The organism is Streptomyces sp. NEAU-W12 (assembly GCF_026242095.1).
Lineage (GTDB): Bacteria > Actinomycetota > Actinomycetes > Streptomycetales > Streptomycetaceae > Streptomyces.
Genome location: NZ_JAPJDM010000009.1, coordinates 91254 through 114152 on the forward strand (window position 1 = coordinate 91254; position 22899 = coordinate 114152).

The 22899-nt window shown below is 73.8% G+C and carries 19 protein-coding genes; 7 read left to right on the plus strand and 12 right to left on the minus strand.

The features are described from left to right. Positions 1–197 precede the first annotated feature (197 nt). On the minus strand, positions 198–440 hold the full coding sequence (locus tag ORI94_RS13250) for a hypothetical protein (protein ID WP_266074771.1): 243 nt from the start codon (positions 438–440) through the stop codon (positions 198–200). Positions 441–906: 466 nt separating this feature from the next. Between ORI94_RS13250 and ORI94_RS13255 the strand changes: the two genes are divergently transcribed. Next, a complete protein-coding gene (locus ORI94_RS13255; RefSeq protein WP_266074773.1) occupies positions 907–1347 on the plus strand; it encodes an SRPBCC family protein in 441 nt (146 codons plus the stop codon). 245 nt (positions 1348–1592) lie between these two features. Here ORI94_RS13255 and ORI94_RS13260 read toward each other — a convergent pair whose 3' ends face one another. The 3 genes from ORI94_RS13260 to ORI94_RS13270 are packed head-to-tail and all read right to left on the minus strand — an operon-like array spanning position 1593 to position 5400. Then, the gene (locus tag ORI94_RS13260) at positions 1593–3977 is read right to left on the minus strand and encodes a xanthine dehydrogenase family protein molybdopterin-binding subunit (protein ID WP_266074775.1); all 2385 of its coding nucleotides are present in this window, start codon (positions 3975–3977) and stop codon (positions 1593–1595) included. Between the two features lie 2 nt (positions 3978–3979). After that, positions 3980–4510 carry a (2Fe-2S)-binding protein gene (locus ORI94_RS13265; RefSeq protein ID WP_266074777.1) on the minus strand — a complete coding sequence of 177 codons (531 nt, stop codon included), beginning with the start codon at positions 4508–4510 and terminating at the stop codon, positions 3980–3982. Next, positions 4510–5400: an FAD binding domain-containing protein gene (locus ORI94_RS13270; RefSeq protein ID WP_266074779.1), complete on the minus strand. Its 891-nt coding sequence runs from the start codon at positions 5398–5400 to the stop codon at positions 4510–4512. The genes ORI94_RS13265 and ORI94_RS13270 overlap by 1 nt, the downstream gene beginning before the upstream one ends. 405 nt (positions 5401–5805) lie before the next feature. On the opposite strand from ORI94_RS13270, the gene ORI94_RS13275 reads away from it, so the two are divergent. Beyond that, entirely contained in the window at positions 5806–7575 is a 1770-nt protein-coding gene (locus tag ORI94_RS13275; protein WP_266074781.1) for a PucR family transcriptional regulator, read from the plus strand. A 229-nt stretch (positions 7576–7804) separates the two neighbouring features. Continuing rightward, positions 7805–8572 (plus strand): hypothetical protein, encoded by a 768-nt coding sequence (locus ORI94_RS13280; RefSeq protein WP_266074783.1) that lies wholly within the window; start codon positions 7805–7807, stop codon positions 8570–8572. 316 nt (positions 8573–8888) lie between these two features. On the opposite strand, the gene ORI94_RS13285 is transcribed toward ORI94_RS13280, so the two are convergent. After that, positions 8889–9746: a GntR family transcriptional regulator gene (locus tag ORI94_RS13285; RefSeq protein ID WP_266074785.1), complete on the minus strand. Its 858-nt coding sequence runs from the start codon at positions 9744–9746 to the stop codon at positions 8889–8891. 179 nt (positions 9747–9925) lie between these two features. On the opposite strand from ORI94_RS13285, the gene ORI94_RS13290 reads away from it, so the two are divergent. After that, positions 9926–10828, plus strand: coding sequence for a (2Fe-2S)-binding protein (locus ORI94_RS13290; RefSeq protein WP_266074789.1), 903 nt, complete (start codon positions 9926–9928; stop codon positions 10826–10828). Between the two features lie 315 nt (positions 10829–11143). Then, positions 11144–12187 carry a DUF2637 domain-containing protein gene (locus tag ORI94_RS13295; protein ID WP_266074791.1) on the plus strand — a complete coding sequence of 348 codons (1044 nt, stop codon included), beginning with the start codon at positions 11144–11146 and terminating at the stop codon, positions 12185–12187. A 95-nt stretch (positions 12188–12282) separates the two neighbouring features. Here ORI94_RS13295 and ORI94_RS13300 read toward each other — a convergent pair whose 3' ends face one another. Both ORI94_RS13300 and ORI94_RS13305 read right to left on the minus strand, forming a co-directional pair. After that, the gene (locus ORI94_RS13300; protein WP_416237815.1) at positions 12283–12768 is read right to left on the minus strand and encodes an ATP-binding protein; all 486 of its coding nucleotides are present in this window, start codon (positions 12766–12768) and stop codon (positions 12283–12285) included. A gap of 293 nt (positions 12769–13061) precedes the next feature. Continuing rightward, positions 13062–13715 (minus strand): hypothetical protein, encoded by a 654-nt coding sequence (locus ORI94_RS13305; protein ID WP_266074795.1) that lies wholly within the window; start codon positions 13713–13715, stop codon positions 13062–13064. Between the two features lie 234 nt (positions 13716–13949). On the opposite strand from ORI94_RS13305, the gene ORI94_RS13310 reads away from it, so the two are divergent. Then, a complete protein-coding gene (locus ORI94_RS13310; RefSeq protein WP_416237816.1) occupies positions 13950–15470 on the plus strand; it encodes a helix-turn-helix domain-containing protein in 1521 nt (506 codons plus the stop codon). A 6-nt stretch (positions 15471–15476) separates the two neighbouring features. On the opposite strand, the gene ORI94_RS13315 is transcribed toward ORI94_RS13310, so the two are convergent. Both ORI94_RS13315 and ORI94_RS13320 read right to left on the minus strand, forming a co-directional pair. After that, positions 15477–17219, minus strand: coding sequence for a pyruvate dehydrogenase (locus tag ORI94_RS13315; protein ID WP_266074797.1), 1743 nt, complete (start codon positions 17217–17219; stop codon positions 15477–15479). 76 nt (positions 17220–17295) lie between these two features. Next, positions 17296–18654, minus strand: a complete 1359-nt coding sequence (locus tag ORI94_RS13320) for a protein phosphatase 2C domain-containing protein (RefSeq protein ID WP_266074799.1) — start codon at positions 18652–18654, stop codon at positions 17296–17298. Positions 18655–18856: 202 nt separating this feature from the next. Here ORI94_RS13320 and ORI94_RS13325 point away from each other — a divergent pair, with 202 nt between their 5' ends. Continuing rightward, positions 18857–19345, plus strand: a complete 489-nt coding sequence (locus ORI94_RS13325; protein ID WP_266074801.1) for a DUF456 domain-containing protein — start codon at positions 18857–18859, stop codon at positions 19343–19345. 35 nt (positions 19346–19380) lie between these two features. Here the strand turns inward: ORI94_RS13325 and ORI94_RS13330 are convergent, their stop codons facing one another. From ORI94_RS13330 to rsgA, 3 genes are all read right to left on the minus strand, one after another. After that, complete coding sequence (locus tag ORI94_RS13330; RefSeq protein ID WP_416237819.1) at positions 19381–19923, minus strand: methylated-DNA--[protein]-cysteine S-methyltransferase; 543 nt, start codon at positions 19921–19923, stop codon at positions 19381–19383. Positions 19924–19943: 20 nt separating this feature from the next. Further along, positions 19944–21401: a bifunctional transcriptional activator/DNA repair enzyme AdaA gene (locus tag ORI94_RS13335; protein ID WP_266074803.1), complete on the minus strand. Its 1458-nt coding sequence runs from the start codon at positions 21399–21401 to the stop codon at positions 19944–19946. Between the two features lie 81 nt (positions 21402–21482). Continuing rightward, complete coding sequence (gene rsgA / locus ORI94_RS13340) at positions 21483–22598, minus strand: ribosome small subunit-dependent GTPase A (RefSeq protein ID WP_416237820.1); 1116 nt, start codon at positions 22596–22598, stop codon at positions 21483–21485. Positions 22599–22899 lie beyond the last annotated feature (301 nt).

Here is a 22899-nt window from a genome sequence, read left to right on the forward strand (position 1 = left end):
GCCAGGGGGCGTTGCGGGCTTCCACGAGCAGCCCGCAACGCCCCCTCTCCATCCCCCCGGCGCCCCGTCATCGGCGTACGGCTCCCAAGCGGCTGTAGTACGCCGTGTGCGGGTGCATGACCTGCGGCGTCCGTTCCCCCCTCCCTCGGCGGTGATCCCGTCCCGCCGGGCCCTGGTGAGCGGGCCGAACGGATCGGTCACCAGGGCGCGTTCGTCCAGCCGCCGCGCCCCGCCGGGATGCCGTCGGCGAGGAGGGCGGGGCAGGGGACGTTTCCCCGCCAGGTGCTGCCCCGCAGCCCGTGGGGCAGCACGCGGGTGCGGCCGGCGTGGGAGAGGCGCAGGTCGTCGAACCCGGGCAGGAACCGCGGCGGGGCCGGGGGTGTCCGGGTCGCGCCGGGGTGTCCGGGTCGCGCCGGGGTGTCCGGGTCGCGCCGGGGCACGTCCGGTTCAGGACGTGCCCCGGGGACGTGTGACACCGCGACGGGCATCGGGCGCTGAGTCCTACGGGGCCCGGGCAGCGGCCCTTTTTGCATGCCGTAGGCCAGGACCCGGAACACCCCCGCGACGAAGGGCTTCTCCGTGACCTCCCCTCCCGTCGGCACCGATCGCACCGATGGACCCGAGGGATCCGCGCACGGTTCCGGACACGCCCCCGAGCGCCGGTCGGGCCCCGTGCGCCTCCCGGTCCACGAGGGCCTCGTGCGCGAGCTCGGAGACGTCCTGGCGGGGACGCGCGAGGTGGCCGAGCGCACGGAGCACCAGAGGCGACGGGTGCTGCCGTTGCGCCCCCGCACCCGGCCCGCGCCCGCGCCGGCCCCCCCGGCGAGCCCACGGGCCGACTGGGCCAGACGGGTGATGCGCTCCCTGTCGGCCCGCCGACCCGCCCTGATTGCCTAGGATCCCCCTGTGGCCACCTTCCATCTCCAGCGCACGGCGCCCCTCCCGCTCGACGAGGCCTGGCGTCGGCTCACGAAGTGGTCCCGCCACGGGGCGGCGGTTCCGTTCACCCGGGTCACCGTGACCACTCCCCCGCCCACCGGTGAGGGCACGGTCTTCGTCGCCCGCTCGGGCCTCGGCCCGGTCGGCTTCGACGACCGGATGGAGGTGACCGTCTGGCGGCCCCCGGCCGACGGTTCTGCCGGCCTGTGCCGGCTGGAGAAGCGGGGCCGTGTGGTCAGGGGCTGGGCGGAGATCGAGGTCCGTCCGGGACCGGGGGGCCGCACCCGGGTGCTGTGGCGGGAGGACCTGCGCGTCCGCTTCCTGCCCGGCTTCTGCGACCCGGCCCTGCGGGCCGTCTCCCGCCGGGTGTTCGGCCGGGCGGTGAACACCCTGCTGCAGCAGCCGTGACGGCGGCCGGTGCCGCCCCGGCGGGCGGCGACGCCTCTCCGTCCGTCACACCGCCGGACCGGTCCCGGCGACGGACGCGGAAGCGTGGCGACCGCGAAGTCACGGCCCTGCCCGGCCCACCGGTGCAGTTCATCGGCGATGTCCAGCATCTGTCGGTCTCCTCGGCAAGGGCCTGCGGGCCTGCGGGCCTCGGGGGCGGCCGGGGACGGCCCGTCCCGGGCGGCCGCCCCGCGCCGGTGGGCGCGTCACACGGTTCGGACGAGGTGCTCCGGGCGGACCGGTGTGCGGTTCAGCTCGAGCCCGGTCGCGTCCCGGACGGCCGCGAGGACCGCCGGGGTGGAGGAGAGGGTGGGGGCCTCGCCGACGCCGCGCAGCCCGTACGGCGCGTGGTCGTCGGCGAGTTCGAGCACGTCGACGGGGATGACCGGCGTGTCGAGGATGGTGGGGATGAGGTAGTCGGTGAAGGAGGGGTTGCGCACCTTCGCCGTCCTCGGGTCGACGACGATCTCCTCCATGACCGCCACGCCCAGGCCCTGGGTGGTGCCGCCCTGGATCTGGCCGATGACGGACAGCGGGTTGAGCGCCTTGCCGACGTCCTGGGCGCAGGCCAGTTCGATCACCTTGACGAGACCGAGTTCGGTGTCGACCTCGACGACGGCGCGGTGTGCGGCGAAGGTGTACTGGACATGGCCGTTGCCCTGGCCGGTGCGCAGGTCGAAGGGTTCGGTCGGCCGGGGCCGCCACTCCTCCTCCACCTCGACGGCCTCGTCCCCGAGGACGTCCACGAGATCGGCCAGTACCTCGCCCCCGTCGGTGACGACCTTGCCGCCCTCCAGCAGCAGTTCGGCCGTCGCCCACGCCGGGTGGTGCGGGCCGAACCTGCGCCGGCCGAGCTCCAGGACCTGCTCCCGGACGAGTGCGCAGGCGTTCCTGACCGCTCCCCCGGTGACGTACGTCTGCCGGGATGCGGAGGTCGAACCGGCCGAGCCCACCCGGGTGTCGGCGGGGCGGATGGTCACCTGGCCGACGCCCAGCTCGGTCCGGGCGATCTGGGCGTGGACGGTGACTCCGCCCTGGCCGACCTCCGCCATCGCGGTGTGCACGGTGGCCACGGGCCGGCCGCCGACCACCTCCATCCGCACGCGTGCGGTGGAGTGGTCGTCGAAGCCCTCGGAGAAACCGACGTTCTTGATGCCGACCGCGTAGCCGACGCCGCGTACGACGCCTTCGCCGTGGGTCGTGTTGGACAGGCCGCCGGGCAGCTGGCGCACGTCGGCGCCCTCGCTGCTCTCCCACTGCCGCTCGGGCGGCATCGGCATCGCCTTGACGCGGCGCAGGAGTTCGGCGACCGGCGCCGGGGAGTCGACGACCTGCCCGGTGGGCATGACGGTGCCCTGCTCCATGGCGTTGAGCCGCCTGAACTCCACCGGGTCCAGGCCCAGTCGCCCGGCCAGCTTGTCCATCTGCGCCTCGTAGGCGAAGCACGCCTGGACCGCGCCGAAGCCGCGCATCGCGCCGCAGGGCGGGTTGTTGGTGTAGAGGGCGAGGGCTTCGATCTCGACGTCGTCCACGACGTACGGCCCGATGCCGAGGGAGGCGGCGTTGCCGACCACGGCCGGGGAGGCGGAGGCGTACGCGCCGCCGTCGAGGACGATGCGGCACGTGACGTGGGTCAGCTTGCCGTCGCGGGTGGCGCCGTGCTCGTAGAAGAGCTTGGCCGGGTGGCGGTGGACGTGTCCGAAGAAGGACTCGAAACGGTTGTAGACGATCTTGACGGGCTTGCCGGTGCGCAGGGCGAGCAGGCACGCGTGGATCTGCATGGACAGGTCCTCGCGGCCGCCGAACGCGCCACCGACACCGGCCAGGGTCATCCGCACCTTGTCCTCGGGCAGGCCGAGGACGGGCGCCATCTGGCGCCGGTCGGAGTGGAGCCACTGGGTGGCGATGTAGAGGTGGACGCCGCCGTCCTCCTCGGGGACGGCGAGTCCGGACTCGGGGCCGAGGAAGGCCTGGTCCTGCATGCCGAAGGTGTACTCGCCCTCGACGACGACGTCGGCGCGCCCGCGGGCCCGTGCCACGTCGCCGCGCACGATGGGCTGGCGGTGGACGATGTTGGGGTGGGCGACGTGGTGGCTGTGGTGGTCGTCGCGGTGCTCGTGGAGGAGGGGCGCGTCGGGGGCGGTGGCGGAGGCCTCGTCGGTGACGACGGGAAGTCCGCGGTAGTCGACCTTGATCCTGGCGGCGGCGCGGCGGGCGGTCTCCGGGTGGTCGGCGGCGACGATCGCGACGGGCTCGCCGTGGTGGCGGACCTTGCCGTGCGCGAGGACCGGGGTGTCCTGGATCTCCAGGCCGTAGTTCCTCACGTCGGTCGGCAGGTCGTCGTACGTCATCACGGCGTGAACGCCCGGGGTGGCGAGCGCCTCGCTCGTGTCGATGGACACGATCTCGGCGTGCGCGACCGTGGAGCGCAGGATCTGGCCCCAGAGCATGTCCTCGTGCCACAGGTCGGAGGAGTACGCGAACTCGCCGGTGACCTTGAGGGTGCCGTCGGGGCGGAGGGTGGACTCGCCGATGCCGCCCTTGGTCGCGGAGCCCTGCGTGATCTTGGTGGGAACACCGTTCGTCGGCATGCTCAGACCCCCTCGGACCGTCGGGCGGCCGCGAGGCGGACCGCGTCCAGGATCTTCTCGTAGCCCGTGCAGCGGCACAGGTTGCCCGAGAGCGCCTCACGGATGTCGGCGTCGCCGGGGCTGGGGTTGCGCTCCAGCATCTCGTCGGCGGCGACCAGCAGGCCCGGGGTGCAGAAGCCGCACTGGACGGCACCGGCGTCGATGAACGCCTGCTGGATCGGGGCGAGTTCCGTACCCTCGTCGGCACCGCCGCCGGCACCGTCCCGCGCGCCGCGGGAGCGCTGCCGGGCGAGGTCGGCCAGCCCTTCGACCGTGACGATCTCGCGCCCCTCGGCCTGGCCGGCGGCGACGAGACAGGAGCACACCGGGACGCCGTCGAGGCGCACCGTGCAGGAGCCGCACTCGCCCTGTTCGCAGGCGTTCTTGGACCCGGGCAGGCCGAGCCGCTCGCGCAGCACGTACAGCAGGGACTCGCCCTCCCACACGTCGTCGGCCTCCTGGGGCCGTCCGTTGACCGTGAAGTGGACACGCATCACGCGGCTCCCTCGGTGAGACGGCGGGTGCCGCGGTACGACTCCCAGGTCCAGGTCAGCGTGCGGCGGGCCATGACGCCGACCGCGTGCCGGCGGTAGCCCGCGGTGCCGCGGACGTCGTCGATCGGGTTGCAGGCGGCGGAGCAGAGGCCGGCGAACTGCTCGGCCACCGACGGCGGGACGGCCCTCCCGTTGTCCCAGAGGCCGCCCTCGTCGAGCGCCGCCTTCAGGAAGTCCTCGGCGGCGGCGGCCCGCACGGGGGTGGGCGCCGCCGAGCCGATGCCGGTGCGGACCGTGCGGGTGCCGGGGTGCAGGGCCAGGCCGAACGCGCACACGGCGATGACCATCGCGTTGCGGGTGCCGACCTTCGAGAACTGCTGCGGTCCGTCGGCCTTCCTGATGTGGACGGCGCGGATCAGCTCGTCGGGCGCCAGCGCGTTGCGCTTCACGCCGGTGTAGAAGGCGTCGATCGGGATGCGGCGGGACCCGCGCACCGATGCGACCTCGACCTCGGCGCCGGCGGCGAGCAGTGCCGGGTGGGCGTCACCGGCCGGGGAGGCGGTGCCGAGGTTGCCGCCGACCCCGCCGCGATTGCGGATCTGCGGGGAGGCGACGGTGTGGGCGGCGAGGGCGAGGCCCGGCAGTTCGGCCCGCAGGTGTTCCATGATCCTCGTGTACGGGACGGAGGCGCCGAGCCGTACGGTGTCCTCCCCGACCTCCCACTCGGTGAGGTCGCCGATGCGGTTGAGGTCCATGAGGTACTCGGGCCTGCGGTGGTCGAAGTTGATCTCGACCATCACGTCGGTGCCACCCGCGATCGGCACGGCGGTGGGGTGCTCGGCCTTCGCGGCGAGCGCCTCCTCCCAGCTGGCGGGGCGAAGGAAGTCCATGACCGGCTCTCTTCTTCGTCTCGTGGCTCGTACGGATCGAGCCAGTCCGTGTGCGGCGGACCCGGCTCGTGCAGAGGGGATTCACGCGGAGCGGGCTCAGTACACCGCCCACTGCTCCACCCGGGTCAGTCACGGAAGACATGAAGGAGTGGCCTGGCCAGCGGGGACATCTTGTAGATTCATATGAAAAGAAGACCTCAGTACTCTCCTTGTTTTCCTCCGGAAACACCGGACCCGGAGGAGACGGAGTACACAGTCCGGGGGACAGCCGACCGTGCCGGACCGGCCACTCACCCGGGCGCTGCGGGAAAGGCCCTCCGCGGACCTTCCACGGCCTTTGAGCGGGGCCCACAGGCCCATCGTAGACATCGGTACACATCGAGACAGGGAACGGCGGCGACGAGAATGCGGCTGCGCGCACTGCTGGAGACCGACGCGCTGGGGCTCGCGCTGCTCGGCGGCGAGGACGAGCTGGACCGCACCGTGCACGGGGTGATGACCACCGACCTGCGGGACCCCAGCCGCTACCTCTCCGGCGGGGAACTCGTGCTCTCCGGTCTGGCCTGGCGCCGGGACGCCGCCGACTCCGAACCGTTCGTGCGGCGTCTGGTGCAGGCGGGGGTCGTCGCCCTGGCAGCCGGCGAGGCGGAGCTGGGCACCGTCCCGGAGGATTTGGTCGTGGCCTGTGCGCGGCACCGGCTGCCGCTGTTCGCGGTGCACGAGTCGGTGGCCTTCGCGACGGTCACCGAGCATGTCGTACGGCAGGTGTCCGGCGAGCGGGCCGGGGACCTCGCGGCCGTGGTGGACCGGCACCGGCGGCTGATGACGTCGGGCCCGGCGGGCGGCGGCCCGGACGTCGTGCTCGACCTGCTCGGCACCGACCTGGACCTGCGGGCGTGGGTGCTCTCGCCGACCGGGCGGCTGATCGCGGGTTCGAAGGCGGGACCGCGGCTGCCCGAGGACGTGTGCGTGCGGCTCGCGTCGGAGCAGCTGGCGGCCGCCCGCGGCGACCGCCTCGGCCCGCACCGGGTGGCCCTGGACGACCGGACGACGTACAGCCTCTTCCCGGTGCGCGGCGGCGGATTCACGGACCGGCCGGTGACGGCCGCCCCGCAGGCCCCGCAGCCCGCACACCCCGGGCACGCCGGGCAGAGCGGGCCGGGCACACCGGCCTCCCCAAAGGTGCGGGACGGCAGTGACGGCGGGGAGACGGTGCTGTCGGACTGGCTGCTGGTGGTCGAGGCGGACGCCGGGGACTGGGCCGAGGAGCGGCTGGACCTGCTGTACGGGGTCACCCAGCTGATCGCGGTCGAGCGGGACCACCGGAACGCGGCGCGCACGGTACGGCGCCGGCTCGCGCAGGAGGTGCTGGAACTGGTGCAGGCGGGCGCGGCCCCGGCCGAGGTCGCGGCCCGGCTGCGGGTGGCGGCGCCGGTGCTGGTGCCCGGTCTCGGGGCCGCGCCGCACTGGCAGGTGGTCGTCGCGCGGGTCGACCGGGACGGCGGTGGGTCCGGGGGCGGGGCGGCGGCGCAGGCGCTGCTCGAGGAGATCCTGGTCGACCCCGCGTCGACGGGGCCCGAGCACTCCGACCGGATCGCGGTGGCGCACACCGGGGACGAGGCGGTCGCACTCGTCCCGCTGCCCGCGGTGGCCGGCGAGCACGAGGGTGCCGAGGGGCGGGGACTTCTCGCCGACGTGCTGCTGGAGGCCGTACGGGAGCCGCTGACGGCAGGCCTGGACGGCGACGGGCGGCTCACCCTCGGGGTCAGCGCGGCCGTGCACTCGGCGGAGGGGCTGCGCGGGGCCCTGGAGGAGGCACGGCACGCGCGGCGCGTGGCCGCGGCGCGGCCGGGCCGGGTCTGCGCGGCCGGCCACCACGAGCTGGCCTCGCACGTCCTGCTGCTCCCGTTCGTCCCCGACGACGTACGGCGGGCCTTCACCGCGCGCCTCCTGGACCCGCTGCGGGACTACGACCGGCGCCACCGCGCCGAGCTGATCCCCACGCTGGAGGCCTTCTTGGACTGCGACGGTTCCTGGACCCGCTGCGCCGCCCGGCTGCACCTGCACGTCAACACGCTGCGGTACCGGGTGGGGCGCATCGAGCAGCTGACGGGCCGTGACCTGTCCCGCCTGGAGGACAAGCTGGACTTCTTCCTGGCCCTGCGCATGAGCTGACGGCCGGCCGGCCGGAGTTCGCGCGGCGGGGGTGGCGCGTGGTGAGGGCGTGCGCCGGTGGGGAGCCGCGGGTGCCGTCGGACTGTCCACCGTTCGGGTCCGTTGATCCACGACTTTGTGAAATCCTTCACCCACCCTCTTGGCCCGGCCCCGTTGTTCGTGCTGAGATGCGGCCACCACTCAACAGCTCGATGGCGTGCTCGGGGAGGGCAACGTGGCGCACACCGCCATGTCTGGTAACGGAACGACCGCTGGTGACGATCCCCTCCAGACCGCGGTATGGCGGTTGCGCTCACGCGCCTGCTGGGCCGACGCCGCCGCCCTGCTCACCCCGGACACCCCGGCCGCGGCGCTGCAGCGGTCGTCGCTCCTGGTGGAGCGGTGCCTGTACACGGAGGCGGGCTGGGGCGAGGCCGAGGACGCGCTGCGGACGGCCGAGGCGCTGGCCGACACCGACGACGAACGGGGTGCCGCGGCCTGTGAACGCGGGTACCTGGCCTACGCCGTCACCCTGCTCGCGGTGCGCGACCGGGCCGACGAGGCGCGGGCCGCGCTCGGGCGCGCGGCGGCGCTGATCCCTCCGGGGGCCCCGGCACGGGCACTGCTGGACTTCCGGCGCGGGCTGATCGCCGAGAACCTGGCCCGCTCCGCGCAGTCGGCGCGTGCCGCGTACCGCCGCGCCCACGCGGGCGCCACCGCGCACGCCGACCCGCTGCTGCTCTCCGGCACCTGGCGTCACCTCGCCGGACTCGCGCTGCGGGAGGGCGAGTTGGCGGAGGCGAGGCACGGCTTCGCCGAATCGCTGCGGATCCGCGAGGAGTTGGGCTATCTGGTCGGCACGGCCCCGGCCCTGGTCTCCCTCGCCGACACGGAGACCGAACCGGAGGCGTCCCGTCTGCGCGAGGAGGCCCGCCGGCTGCTGCGCCTGCTCGGCGGCGTCCCCACCTGGCTGTCCCGCCAGCTGGCACCGCAGAGCCCGGGCGCGGCAACGGCATGACGAACTCGGCCGCACCCGGCCCGTCCGGCGTTTGAGGACGAGGCCCGTTCGGAACTGAAGGGGGGTCTGGGGGCGCGGCCCCCAGGGACGGGGCGGAGGCGGGAGGGGAAAGGGCGGCGGAGACAGGGCGGGACGGGGCGGCGTCGGAAGCGGGAGGGGCGCCACCGCCCGCCCTGTTGAAGTGCTCCCCCACCAGCGGCCGGACCACGTCCGGATCGCCGACGATCAACGCGTCGAGGGAATCCGGGGGCGCGGCCCCCCAGGGACGGGACGGGGCAGCGGCGGAGGCGGGAGGGGCACCACCGGCACCGACCGCTCAGCCCGCCCCGTTGAAGTGCTCCCCCACCAGCGACCGGACCACGTCCAGGTCGCCGGCGATCAACGCGTCGAGCAGAGCCGTGTGTTCGTGCGCGTCGGCGATCAGCTCCGCGCGGCCCCGCACCCCGGGGGCGCTCCCGGCCAGGGGCCACTGGGCGCGGCGGTGGAGGTCCTCGGCGATGCGGACCAGTTGTTCGTTGCCCGCGAGGGCGAGCACCGCGCGGTGGAAGGCGCGGTCGGACTCGGCGTACGCGGCCCGGCAGCCGGAGGAGGCGGCTCGGATGGTGGCCTCGGCGAGGGGGCGCAGTCCGGCCCAGCGTTCGGCGGGCACCGCAGCGGCCAGCCGCAGCATCACCGGGACCTCGATCAGCGCCCGGACCTCGGCCAGTTCGGCGAGCTCCCGGTCGCCCCGTTCGACGACCCTGAAGCCCCGGTTGGGCACGACCTCGACCGCGCCCTCGAGGGTGAGCTGCTGCATGGCCTCCCGGACGGGTGTCGCGGAGACCCCGAACCGCTCGGCCAGCACCGGCGCGGAGTACACCGCGCCGGGCCGCAGGTCGCCCGTCACCAGCGCGGTGCGCAGCGCGGCGAGGACCTGCCCGCGCACGGAGGACCGCTGGAGGGGTGTGCGGGGCCGGGGAAGGACGGCGGGCGGTTCGCCGTGGGTGTGCTCACCGCGTACGGCGTCGTTCCGGCCGGGTGCGGCGTCGGCTCCCCCGCTCCGTACGCCGGACCGGGTCGGTCCCCCGTCCCGGTCCGCGTCCGTGCCGGTACGCGCGCCCCCGCCCGCGCCCGTGCCGTCCCGCCCGGTCCCGGTGTCACCCGCCCCTGCGAAGCCCTTCGTGCCCTGCCTCACGGGGTCCTCCTCGGGACGTCTCGGTACGTGGGGCCATTACGGCGGTTTGTCATTCGCCCGTCAAGCACCATACGGGCACGGGCCCCCCGCTTCACATCTCGAAGATCTTGGGTAAGGTGAGCCTTACCTTTATCGGCCCGGCGTCGGGCCGGTTCGGCGACACGTGAAGGGGTGGTCCCATGGCAGCGACCGGTTCGGCCGTCGCGGACGCGTACGCCCGCCTGGCGGAGGCCTTCCCGGCATTCGCCGTCACGGAGCTCGCCGCCGACGAGGAAGTGCCCCGGGAGGGCGCCTGGGTGTCCGCCGACGCGCTCGCCGAGGGGGACGGCGGCTCCGCGCTGGACGCCTTCCTGGCCTGGGACGACAGCCAGGTACTGCGGGACTACGGACAGCAGGCCCGCCCCGACGTGGTCGCCAGCTTCGGCCTGCACCGCTACGCCTGGCCCGCCTGCCTGCTGATCACCGTGCCGTGGTTCCTGCACCGCCGCGTGCCCCGTTACCCCGTGACCCACGTCTCCTTCGACCGTGCCGCCGCCGGACTCGCCGTGGGCCGCATGGCCGTACGCCCCCACACGTTCGCCTGCCTTCCGGACGACCCGGCGGCCGCGCTGCCCGGCGCCCGCGTGGTTGTGGACGAGGAGGCCCTGCGCGCCGAGGTGCGCGCCGCCGTCGCCGAACACCTCGAACCCGTCCTCACGGGCTTCGGCCCGAGGATGCGCCGTCGCGGCCGCGCCCTGTGGGGCATGGCGACCGACGAGGTCGTGGAGAGCCTGCGGTACATCGGGCAGCTGCTCGGCGAGGAGGAGCGGGCCCTGCGGGAGCTGGAACTGCTGCTGCCGGGCGCCACCAAGCCGTACGTCGGCTCGGCGGGTTTCCGCCCGGTCACGGGGCCCGGCGGCGAGGCCACGCACACCCGGGACCGGATCAGCTGCTGCATGTTCTACACCCTGCGCCCCGACGACGTCTGCGCCACCTGCCCGCGCACCTGCGGCACCGGAAGGGTGAGCGAGAAGGCGGCCCCCGGCAAGGTCATCAGCATGCCCACCGAGGTCACCACCCTGCCGGTGGCGAAGGCGAGTTGACGTCGCGCCGCTCGGCGCGTCACTCGCCATCTCCCCCGTCCGCCCACTGGATCCGCCGACTGCGCACCACCGCGAAGGTCACAGGGCCTTCACGATTCCCTCGCCCGTTGCGAGGTGTACCCGCGGAACCACCCGTACGGGTAGTCTCATTCGAACCCAACTCCCGCCCCTCGCGCGTCAGTTCCAACAGAACGCCGCCCTGGGCATCCCCTCGCACCCCAATGGCGACCACTTGCCCCGAAATCCCCAGAGGGACGGCGGGATTGGGCCACTATGGCGGGCGTTACGCCCTATCCCAATGCAAGGGACCCCTAGATGAGACTGACCGACATATCGCTGAACTGGCTGCTTCCGGGCGCCGTGCTGCTCCTGGGCATGCTGGCGGCGGTGGCGGTGCTCGCGCGCGGCAAGCGCTCCTCGGTCAAGGACACGAGCGCGGACGACTCCTGGGAGCGCAGCGAGGAGCGCCGCAGGCGCAAGGAGGCTCTGTACGGCACCGTCTCCTACCTCCTGCTGTTCTGCTGTGCCGCGGTGGCGGCCGCGCTCTCCTTCCACGGCCTGGTCGGCTTCGGCGAGCAGAACCTCGGCCTGTCCGGCGGCTGGCAGTACCTCGTGCCCTTCGGTCTGGACGGCGCGGCGATGTTCTGCTCGGTGCTCGCCGTGCGCGAGGCCAGCCACGGTGACGCGGCGCTCGGCTCCCGCATACTCGTGTGGACCTTCGCGTTCGCCGCGGCCTGGTTCAACTGGGTGCACGCTCCCCGGGGCGTGGGGCACGCGGGCGCTCCGCACTTCTTCGCGGGCATGTCCCTGTCGGCGGCCGTGCTGTTCGACCGCGCGCTGAAGCAGACCCGTCGGGCCGCCCTGCGCGAACAGGGCCTGGTGCCGCGTCCGTTGCCGCAGATCCGGATCGTCCGCTGGCTGCGGGCTCCCCGGGAGACGTACCGTGCCTGGTCGCTGATGCTGCTGGAGGGCGTGCGCAGCCTCGACGAGGCGGTCGAGGAGGTCCGCGAGGACCAGCGCCAGAAGGACGAGACACGCCGGCGCCGACGCGACCAGGAGCGGGTGGAGCGGGCGCGGCTGAAGGCCATCAGCCGGGGCCACCGCGCTCTCGTGGGCGGCGGTGGCCACTCCATGGAGGCCCCGACCGTGGAGCGGGCGGACGACATGGCGACCAAGGAGCCTGCCATAGCGGCGCCGGAGGCCGTCCTGCCCGTGCGCTCACGCCCGTCCCTGCAGCCGGTACGCGGGCGTTCCGACCCGATGACCGTCGACCTCACCGCGGAGGACGACACCCAGGCACTGCCGCGCCTGGACTCCCTCGAGCGCAAGCTCAAGGACCTGGAGCAGCAGTTCGGCTGACGCGGGCGGGACGGGGCGGGGCACTCGACGGGACGGGGTACGGCCCGCGCGGGCCGTACCCCGTCCCGTCGAGTGCTTCGGTGCCGGCGCCGGTGTCAGGCGGCGTCCGTTTCGAGTTCGAACCAGACCGCCTTGCCCACCCCGTGCGCCCTGATCCCCCACGCGTCGGCGAGGGACTCGACCAGGATCAGTCCACGGCCGTGCGTACCGTCGTCGGCGGCCGGTACCCGCGGCCGGGGTTCGTGGTCCACGAAGTCCCGTACCTCGACCCGTAATCCGCGGGGTCCGACGGTGGCCGTCAGGACCGCCGCCCGGTCGGTGTGGATCAGCGCGTTGGTGACGAGCTCGGTGGTGAGGAGCTCCGCCGTCTCCGACTGTCCTGGCCTTCCCCAGTGCCTGAGCATGTGTCGTAGGTCGTGGCGGGACTCGGGCACCGCCCGCAGGTCCGCGCGCCCCAGCCGACGTTGCAGCCGGGCCGCCCTCGGTGTCTGCGCCGCGTCCCCGTCGGCCGTCCCGTCCACGGTCGTCACCGAGCCGGTCCCGGCCACGCCCGGACGACCCCCTTGTGCCTGCCTTCTCATGGCCCCCGCCCACGTTCCGGTGTCGATTCCCCCTGCGGCTCGAACATGTCCGGGGGAATCCATGCCCTGTCACCCACGCGGCAGTCATGCGGCGGTCGTAAGGCGTCGTCAAAGCCGGATATTGGCCGAACTTCAACGGCCACACACGTGTGCGGGGCCGTCCTCCCGACCCCCGTGGCGAGAGGACGACCCCGGGTTCGCGGTGGTCGTGCGGTCCGTTGCGGACCACGTTCTTCCGGACAGTTCCCCTCCGGACGGTTCGCTTCCGGACAGTTCCCTTCCGGAGGTCAGTGTCAGTACAGCTTGTTGACGGCCTTGGTCGTCGTCTTCTTGAAGGCGGCCACCGGGGCGTTGCCGAAGTCGCCCATCTGCCCCCAGCCCACGATGGTGACCGTCCTGCCGTCGCGTCCCACCGACAGCAGGTGGATGTCGGTGGCGCCCCAGGAGGCACGGGTGTGCAGCCCGTGGACCTGTGCGCCCTCCTCGACCGGCAGCGAGCCGTAGTACCGGCCCTCGGCCTCGATCCCGGGGTCCGACTGCTCGATGCGGTCCGCGCAGGAACGGATCCTCTTGTTGATCAGGGCGGCCAGTGCCTTGCCCTGGGCGGCCGAGCCCGTCACGACCGTGGCCTGCACGGCGCCCGTGTCCAGTTCGGTGTGGAAGACCCGGTGCCGGTAGTCGTAGGCCGGAACGCCGTCCTCCCCCAGACAGTGGGCGAGCTCGATCGGGAAGCCGTCGGTGACGGGCCCGGCCGTCCACTCGGACGACGGGTGCGGCGGAAGCTGGGACGCCACGAGGAACTTGGGTGTGACGGCCTTCGCCTGCTGTGCCTCCGGCGCCACGTCCGCGGCCGGCGCCGCTCCGGCCGGCCCGGTGAGCGACGTGACGGCGGCGAGTGCGAGGAGGGTGATGACGGAGAGTGCGGCGGCCCGGGTGCGCATGGGCATGGGTGTCCCCCGTGAGGAGTGTGTGGTGGGATGCGGGTGCTGCCCCGACGGCCTGGACGGTCCGTCCGGTGGCCGCCGGGGCGACACCAAGAGCATCTGCCGTCCCGGGAGGCAGGCGCAAGCGCCGGCGGTCCTTCCCGGGGCATGGAACCATCCCAGCCCGTCTGACGTGCAGGTATATGAAGTGCCTGGGATGCCGTCCCGGGCCCGTCCGGCCCAACGAGTGCGCGCGGGGTGAAGGTGTCGACACAGGACGACGTGGCCGAGTTCGCGGCACGGCTGCGGGAGCTGAAGGAACGTACGGGCCGCAGTTACGGCTCGCTGGCCCGCCGCCTGGACATGAACACCTCGACGCTGCACCGCTACTGCGCGGGCGAGGCGGTCCCCCTCGACTTCGCTCCGGTGGAACGCTTCGCCGCCCTGTGCGGGGCCTCGGGGGCGGAACGCCTGGACCTCCACCGCCGCTGGCTCCTGGCCGTCGCGATACGGCAACGACCGCGAGCGGGAGAGGCGCCGGCAGCGGCGGTCGTGGACACTCCACCTGCCACCGCGGCTCCGGTCACCGGGTCCACGAACACCCGTCCCGCAGAGACGACCAGGGGCGACGGGGCCGGGGCCGGGGCCGGGGCCCGCGAGGACACCGCCATGGATACGGACACCGCTTCCGGGATCGTCCCCGGCACCGATCGACCGCCCCTGGACGCGGATGTCGTCATCGGTCCTCACCCCCCGGCCGACCGTCCCCTCCCCCGGCCGCGCCCCTGGCACCGGCGCCAGCGCGTCGCGGGTGTTCTGGCCGTCGCGTGCGCCTCGCTCGTCACCGTGGGCACGCTGGCCGCGCTGCCGGACGGCCACCGCCCCTCCCCCGACGACACCTCCCGGGCCACCGCCGACTCCGTTCCGACCTCCTTCGTGGACCCCACGGCACCGGGTCTGCGTGTCTCGTCGCCGCCCGCCTCGGCGTCCGCCTCGTCCCGACGCCCGGAGCGCTCACCGGACGGCTCCGGAACCGGGCGTGGGCCCTCCGGCCCGGCCGCTCCCGGCGGCACCTCCGGGAGTCCCGCGGGGGGCGGCTCCGACGGCTCCCCGGGCGGCTCCTCCAGCGGCTCGTCCGGGGACTCCTCCGCACCCGCCGGCGCGCCTCTCGCCTGGACCGCGGATTCCCAGGCCTGGGCGCACGGCTGCGGTCACGACTACGTCGTCGCCAAGCCGCCCGCCCAGGTGCCCCCGCCCCCGGTCCCGCAGGATGCCGGTACCTGGGCGGCTACGCAGGCGGCGGTGCACGGGGGCGAGACGATCGTGAAACTGTCCGTACAGGGGACGTCGGACACGGCGGTCGTCCTCACGGCCCTGCGGGTCCGGGTGACCGGCCGCGCCGACCCCGCCCCGGGCAACGCGTACGCCATGGACCAGGGCTGCGGCGGCGCCCTCACCCCGCGGTACTTCGCGGTGGACCTGGACAAGGACCGGCCGATCGCCCGCGCGGTCGCGGGGAACGACGCCGGTACACCGATCCCGGCGGTCCGCATGCCCTACCGGGTCTCCGCGAAGGACCCGGAGGTGCTGGAGGTGACCGCCAGGACCGCGGACTGCGACTGCCGCTGGTACCTGGAGCTGGACTGGTCCTCGGGCGGCCGCTCCGGCACCGTCCGGATCGACGACGGCGGCCGTCCCTTCCGCACCAGCGGCATCGAGGGGCTGCCCCGCTACGCGTACGACACCTCCAACCGCCGCTGGGCGCCCCGCACGGGCTGAACGCCCTTACGGGCGCGGCACGTTGCGCAGGTTGGAGCGCGCCATCTGGAGCATCCGGCCGACCCCGCCGTCCAGCACGGTCTTCGACGCGGACAGCGCGAAGCCGGTCACCATCTCGGCCTTGATCTTCGGCGGGATGGACAGCGCGTTGGGGTCGGTGACGACGTCGACGAGGGCCGGGCCCTCGTGCTCGAACGCGGACCTGAGTGCCCCGGCGAGGTCCTTCGGCTTCTCCACCCGCACCCCGTACGCGCCGCACGCGCGGGCGACGGCGGCGAAGTCCGGGTTCTTTGTGGTGGTGCCGTGCGAGGGCAGCCCGGCGACCAGCATCTCCAACTCGACCATGCTCAGGGAGGAGTTGTTGAAGACGACGACCTTCACCGGCAGGTCGTACTGGACGAGGGTGAGGAAGTCCCCCATGAGCATGGTGAATCCGCCGTCGCCGGACATCGACACGACCTGCCGGCCCTGGTCCACGAACTGCGCCCCGATCGCCATCGGCAGCGCGTTCGCCATCGAACCGTGCGAGAACGAACCGATGACCCGGCGGCGGCCGTTGGGCGAGAGGTAGCGGGCCGCCCAGACGTTGCACATCCCGGTGTCCACGGTGAACACCGCGTCGTCGTCGGCGATTTCGTCCAGGAGGGAGGCCGCGTACTCGGGGTGGATCGGCACGTGCTTCTCCACCTTGCGCGTGTACGCCTTCACCACCCCCTCCAGCGCGTCCGCGTGCTTCCTCAGCATCCGGTCGAGGAACCTGCGGTCGTCCTTGGCCTTGATCCTCGGGGTCAGACAGCGCAGCGTCTCCCGCACGTCGCCCCACACCGCGAGGTCCAGCTTCGAGCGCCGGCCGAGGTGCTCGGGCCGCACGTCGACCTGGACGATCTTCACGTCGTCGGGGAGGAAGGCGTTGTACGGGAAGTCGGTGCCGAGCAGGATCAGCAGGTCGCACTCGTGGGTGGCCTCGTAGGCGGCGCCGTATCCGAGCAGCCCGCTCATGCCGACGTCGTACGGGTTGTCGTACTGGATCCATTCCTTGCCGCGCAGGGCGTGCCCGACCGGGGACTTGATCTTCTGGGCGAGTTCCATGACCTCGGCGTGCGCGCCCTGGGTGCCGCTGCCGCAGAAGAGGGTGACCTTTCCGGCGGAGTCGATCATGTCGATCAGGCGGTCGATCTCGGCGTCGCCGGGACGGACCGAGGGGCGGGAGGTGACCAGGGCGGTCTCGGGGGCCTGGTCGGGAGCCGGCCGGTCGGCGATGTCACCGGGGAGGGTGACGACGCTGACGCCGGAGCGGCCGACCGCGTTCTGGATCGCGGTCTGGAGCAGCCGGGGCATCTGCTGGGGGTTGGAGATCATCTCGCTGTAGTGGCTGCACTCGCGGAACAACTGGTCGGGATGGGTCTCCTGGAAGTAGCCGAGGCCGATCTCGCTGGAGGGGATGTGCGAGGCGAGGGCGAGGACCGGGGCCATGGACCGGTGGGCGTCGTACAGCCCGTTGATGAGGTGGAGGTTGCCGGGCCCGCAGGAGCCGGCGCAGGCGGCGAGACTGCCGGTGATCTGCGCCTCCGCACTGGCGGCGAAGGCGGCGGTCTCCTCGTGCCGGACGTGGACCCAGTCGATGGCGGAGTTGCGGCGCACGGCGTCGACGACGGGGTTGAGGCTGTCGCCGACGACGCCGTAGAGGCGCTTGACTCCCGCGCGGGTCAGGATGTCGACGAACTGTTCCGCGACGTTCTGTTTGGCCATGGTCCCCAGGTGCCCCTTCGGTGTCCGTGAATCCCTGGATCCTCGTCCGGGTTCCACGGAGTCACACCCGGCGGGTTCACGCCTCCCAGACGGCGGCGGCCGTACGGTCGTCCGCGTATCCCTTGACCCGTACCTGGGTGTCGGCGAGGAACGCGGCGAGGCCCGGTGGTCCGGGGCGGGACCACCGCGCGGCGAGGTGGGCGCGGAGTTCCTCCTCGCCGCGCAGCGGGTCGGCGAGGCCCGGACTGCACAGCAGGAGGGTGTCACCCTCGTGGGCGACGGACGTACGGAAACGGAAGGGCTCGCGCGCAGGGCCGGGGGCGGGGGCGGGCTCGTACGGGCTCGGGGGCGTCGGTATGCCGAGGTCCATGGTGAGCCGGTCGCCCTCCGGGGTCTCGGAGGGCGGCGAGCCGAAGCCGAGCACGGCCCCGCCCCTGGCCTCGGCGGCCTCCGGTTCGATGTCCTGCCACGCCCCGCCCCGCAGCCGGAACAGTCCGCCGTCGCCGACCCCGAAGAAGACGCGGGTCCGGCAGCCGGGGTCGGCGGGCAGCAGCAGGCAACGCAGGGTGGCCGCGTACGCCTCGGGTTCGAGGCCCTGCTCGGCGGCGCCCGCGCGGAGCCTGCCGAGGGTGCGGTCGGTGAGGCGGTGCAGCCCCGACTTGAGGTCACCGCGTCGGCCCGCCCTGATGTCCTCGGCCAGGCGGGCGTGGCTGAGGCCCACCGCCTTGCCGATCCACCGGCAGGCCTCGGCGGCCGCACGATGCGCTCCGGGGGCGCCCCGTACGCCGGTGGCGACCGCCACCAGCACCAGGGCCCGGTCCTCGCTGCCGAACCGGGCGGTCAGCAGGGCGTCCCGCCGCGGTTCGCCCCGGTACCGCGCGGAGTCACCGCGTACGGAGGCGGCCCGCAGGGTGCAGGAACCGTACCGGGCGCCGTCGAGCACGGTGTCCGGGACCAGGTCGTCCAGCGCGTGGGGGTCGGCGGCGGGCAGCGCGGTGGGCTCGGCGTCGTAGGTGGGCGGCCGGGAGCCCACGTGGCCGCGCGTCGAGGGCGGCGGTTCCACGGGCGGGACGAGGCGCGGGGCCCGGGGGCCGGGGGAGGCACCGGTGGAGGTGGGGACGGCATCGGGTGGGGCGGGAAAGCCGGTCGCCGAAGTGGTACGGCCCGGTGGGGGCCAGGCCGGCGGCGCCCCTTGCGACGGGTGGGGCGTCCGGCCACCGGACGGCTGTGTGCCGGGCGGGTTCCCCGTGGAGGGCCCTTTGTGCGCCGGCTCGCCCACCGGGCCGTCCGCCCCCTCGTTCACCGTGCCGGCCGCGGAGTCGAAGCGGTCGTCCGGGGAATCGGGCGCGGAGCCCGTGTCAGCGGTGGCGCCGTCGTACAACTGCCCCCACCAGTCGTCCTCGTGGCCGGTGGTCCTGCCCCCCTGCTCGCTCATACCTTGCATTGTCCACCCCGCGGGCCCGATGAAAACGGAGCAGGGGAGATCCGTTCCCGGCACCGCACGGCATACGGCACCGCGGCCACTCGGGGCACATGGGAAACATGGGGCACATGGGGCACGCTTGTTCGATGTGAGGGGCCGGTGGAAGTCCCGCACCTGGTCTGCGTCTCCGGCCGTCCTCCGGCACCCTGGACAGATGGGAGCGTGGGATCTCCTGCTGACCGGACTGGTGATCCTGTTCGGCCTGTGCGGAGTACTGCTGCCCGGGGTGCCGGGGTCGTGGCTGGTGTGGGCCGCGATCCTGTGGTGGACGCTGAAGGACCCGCGGCCCGTGACGTGGTGGCTACTGGTCGGCGCGACGGTCGCCCTGCTCCTGTCCCAGGTGGCCCGCTGGACCCTGCCGCCCCGCCGGCTCCGGGCCGGCGGCATCGACGGGCGGGTGCTGGCCTACGCGGGCACGGGGGCGTTCCTGGGCTTCGTCCTGGTGCCCGTCCTGGGCACGGTCCCGGGTTTCGTGGCCGGGATCTACGCCTGCGAGCGGGCCCGCCTGGGCCGCCACGGCGAAGCGGCGACGGCGACGGCGACGCGTACGGCGATGCGCTCGGGCGGCTGGAGCGTGCTGACCGAACTGTTCACCTGCCTGCTGATCACGGCGGCATGGCTCGTCACGGTCGTCTGGCGATGACCGGCGGGCCGGCCTGCCGCTCCACCGGTCCGCGGCTACGGCCGCAGTGCTCCCTCGTGGGTGAGCAGGTGGATCTTGCGGTCCAGGCCGCCCGCGTATCCGGTCAGCCTCCCGTCGGCGCCGATCACCCGGTGGCAGGGGCGCACGATCAACAGCGGGTTCGCGCCGATCGCCCCGCCGACGGCCCGTACGGCGGCCCTGGGGGCGCCGATCCGCGCGGCGATCTCGCCGTACGACACGGTCGCCCCGTAGGGGATGTCACCGAGCGCGGCCCAGACCTTCTCCCGGAAGGGGGTGCCGGCGGTGTGCAGCGGCAGCCGGAAGTCCTCGAGCTCACCGGCGAAGTACGCGGCGAGCTGCTCCTCGGCCGCCCGGAACGGGCCCGGGTCCTGCCGCCAGGCCTCCCGCACACTGCGCCCGCCCTTCTGCCCGGGCACGGAGAGCGAGGTCAGCGCCCCGTCCGGGCCGGCGGTGAGAAGCAGTTTCCCGAGAGGGCTGTCGACACTGGTCCAGTACGTGTCCGTGCCTGTGCCGACCATGCCGTCCGCGGTCGTGCTCGTGCTCGTGCTCGTGTTCATACTCGTGGTCGTGGTCGTGGTCATGAGTACTCCAACTCCCCTGCCGCGCGCAGGTGGTTCAGGGCGTATGAGCGCCAGGGGCGCCAGCTGTCGGGCAGGTCGAGGCCGGGCAGGGCCACGTCCGGGTCGCCGAGCGCGCGGGTGCGGATCTCGGCGATGGTACGGACGTCCAGGCCCGGAACGCCGGTCAGGGCGTCCGCGGCCTCCTCCCGGTCGGCGCCGGGGTCGAGCCGTACGGCGCCGTCGGCGAGGGCGGCGGTGAGCGCGCCCAGGGTGCCCCCGGGTTCGGCGTCGGCGAGGACGGACGGCTCGGGGAAGAGGTGCGTGAGGGTGCCGCAGGGGGCGTCGAGCGTCTTGCCGTACCGCTGGACCAGCCGTGTGGCCTCGCCGCGCCCCACCAGGGCCCGTACGGCGAGTTCGGTGGGGTCGGTGGTGCCCGGCGAGCGCAGTCCCGGCCGGGCGGCGACCAGCGGGGCGAGCCGCGTGTCGGCGCCGAGCCGTTCGTCGACGGCGTAGGGATCCGCGTCCAGGTCGAACAGGCGGCGCAGCCGCTGTACGGCGGTGGTCAGGTCGCGGAGGTCGGTGAGGTGGATGCGGGCGTCGAGCCAGCCGCCGGGGCGGGCGCCGGAGCCGGTGCGGGCGGCGCCGGGGTGTTCGTCGACGGTGGTGGTGCCGGTGCCGTACGGAAGCCGGAGGGTGCGCCGGTAGGTGCGGGTGCCCGGGGTGCCGGCGACGTCCTCGACGCCCGGGACGGCCTCGCGTTCCAGCAGGTCGAAGACGGGTCCGGGCTGGTAGGGGCCGCGGTGGGCGAGGCGCAGGGGGACACCGCCGGCGGGAGTGGCGGTGCGGTGGCCGGTCCGGCCGCTCCGTGGCGCGGCGGCCCGCAGTTCACTGGGAGTGGCGGCGTACACGGCCCGGACGGTCTCGTTGAACTGCCGCACGCTGGCGAACCCGGCGGCGAAGGCGATCCCGGTGACCGGGAGCATGGTGGTCTGGAGGAGCACGCGCGCGGTGTGCGCCCGCTGCGCCCGGGCGAGTGCGACGGGTCCCGCGCCGAGTTCGCCGGTGAGCTGGCGCTGCACCTGGCGGGCGCTGTAGCCGAGCCGTGCGGCCAGTCCGGCGACGCCTTCACGGTCGACGACGCCGTCGGCGATCAGTCGCACGGCCCGGCCCACGACGTCGGCGCGTACGTTCCACTCGGCGGAACCGGGAACGGCGTCCGGACGGCACCGCCGGCAGGCCCGGAACCCGGCGCCCTGCGCGGCGGCGGCGGTCGGGAAGAACCGCACGTTGCGTCGCTTGGGCGTGACCGCGGGGCAGCTGGGACGGCAGTAGATCCCGGTGGTCGCGACGGCGAAGAAGAACGCCCCGTCGAACCGTCCGTCCCGGCTGCGCACCGCCTCGTACCTGCTGTCCTCGTCCGTCACACCGTCCAGTCTCCACCGGCCGGCGGTCCCCGGCTGGCGGAAATCGGACATGAAGGACGGGAGGGTGGGCGGCCGCCCGGTACTCGACGGACGGCCGCTGCCGGAGTTCGGACGGGCGACCCGTGACCGGTGTTACCGCCGGCGGCTGTCGCCGCCCCTCTTCGCCTCCAGGGCGGCCCTGCCGATCGCCCCCTTCCGCTTCCAGTCCTTGCGGATCTCGGCGCGGAGGCGTGCGTCGGTCTTGGCGACGATGCGCTGGTTCTCGCGGAGCAGTTTGCGGTAGCTCCCGAGGCGGCGTTCCGGGAGGGCACCGGTCTCGACGGCCTCGATCACGGCGCAGCCCGGCTCGCTCCCGTGGGCGCAGTCGTGGAAGCGGCAGTCCTCGGCGAGCTCCTCGATCTCGGAGAACACCTGGCCGACACCGCTGCCGGCGTCCCAGAGGCCGACGCCCCGCAGGCCCGGGGTGTCGATGAGGACGCCCCCGCCGGGCAGGGCGAGCAGGTTGCGGGTGGTGGTGGTGTGCCGGCCCTTGCCGTCGACGTCACGGGCGGCCCGTACGTCCATCACGTCCTCGCCGAGGAGGGCGTTGGCGAGGGTGGACTTGCCGGCGCCGGACTGGCCGATCAGGACGGAGGTACCACCGGCGGCGACGGCGGCGAGAACGTCGAGCCCTTCCCCGTCCTGCGCGCTGACGGCGAGTACCGGCACGCCGGGCGCGCTGGTCTCCACGTCCTGGACCAGGTGCGCCAGCGCCACCGCGTCCGGCACGAGGTCGGCCTTGGTGAGCACGACCACCGGCCGGGCCCCGGACTCCCAGGCGAGTGCGAGGAACCGCTCGATCCGGGCCAGGTCGAGCTCGACGGCGAGCGAGACGGCGATGACGGCGTGGTCCACGTTGGCGGCGAGGACCTGCCCCTCGGACCGCTTGGACGAGGTGGACCGCACGAAGGCGGTGCGCCGCGGGAGGCAGGCACGCACATACCTCGGCGTGCCCCCGTCCGGGTCGACGGCGGCCCAGTCCCCGGTGCACACGACCCGCAGGGGGTCGCGCGGGGTGACGAACGCGGTGTCGGCCCGCACGGTCCCGTCACCGGTGACGACGTCGCACTGCCCGCGGTCGACCCGCACCACACGGCCGGGCAGCAGCCCCTGCGCGCCGTACGGGGAGAACGCGTCCTCCCAGGCCTCGTCCCAGCCGAAGGCGGCGAGAGGATGCGGGGAAGCGGACGGAGAAGAGGAGGGGTTCAGCGGAGAAGAGGAGAGGTTCAAGGGAAACCCTTCGAAGGGCGGCCCCGGCACCGCGCTTCACAGGCGCGGCAGAGGAAGAGGTGTCAGCCGAGGGCCACGGAGGTGGGATGAACGGACGTCCGGATGCGGGCAGCACCCCTCACGGAAACAGCCATCGGTCACACCTCCCTTTCCCCACACGTACCAACGCCGGCAGCAGCCAACGGCCCTGCTCACTTCCACGCCCAGGGTAGGGCGCCGATCAGCCGGACGGCCACTCCTTTTCCGCACCCGCCCCACCCACCGCGTCCCGCCCCCGGTA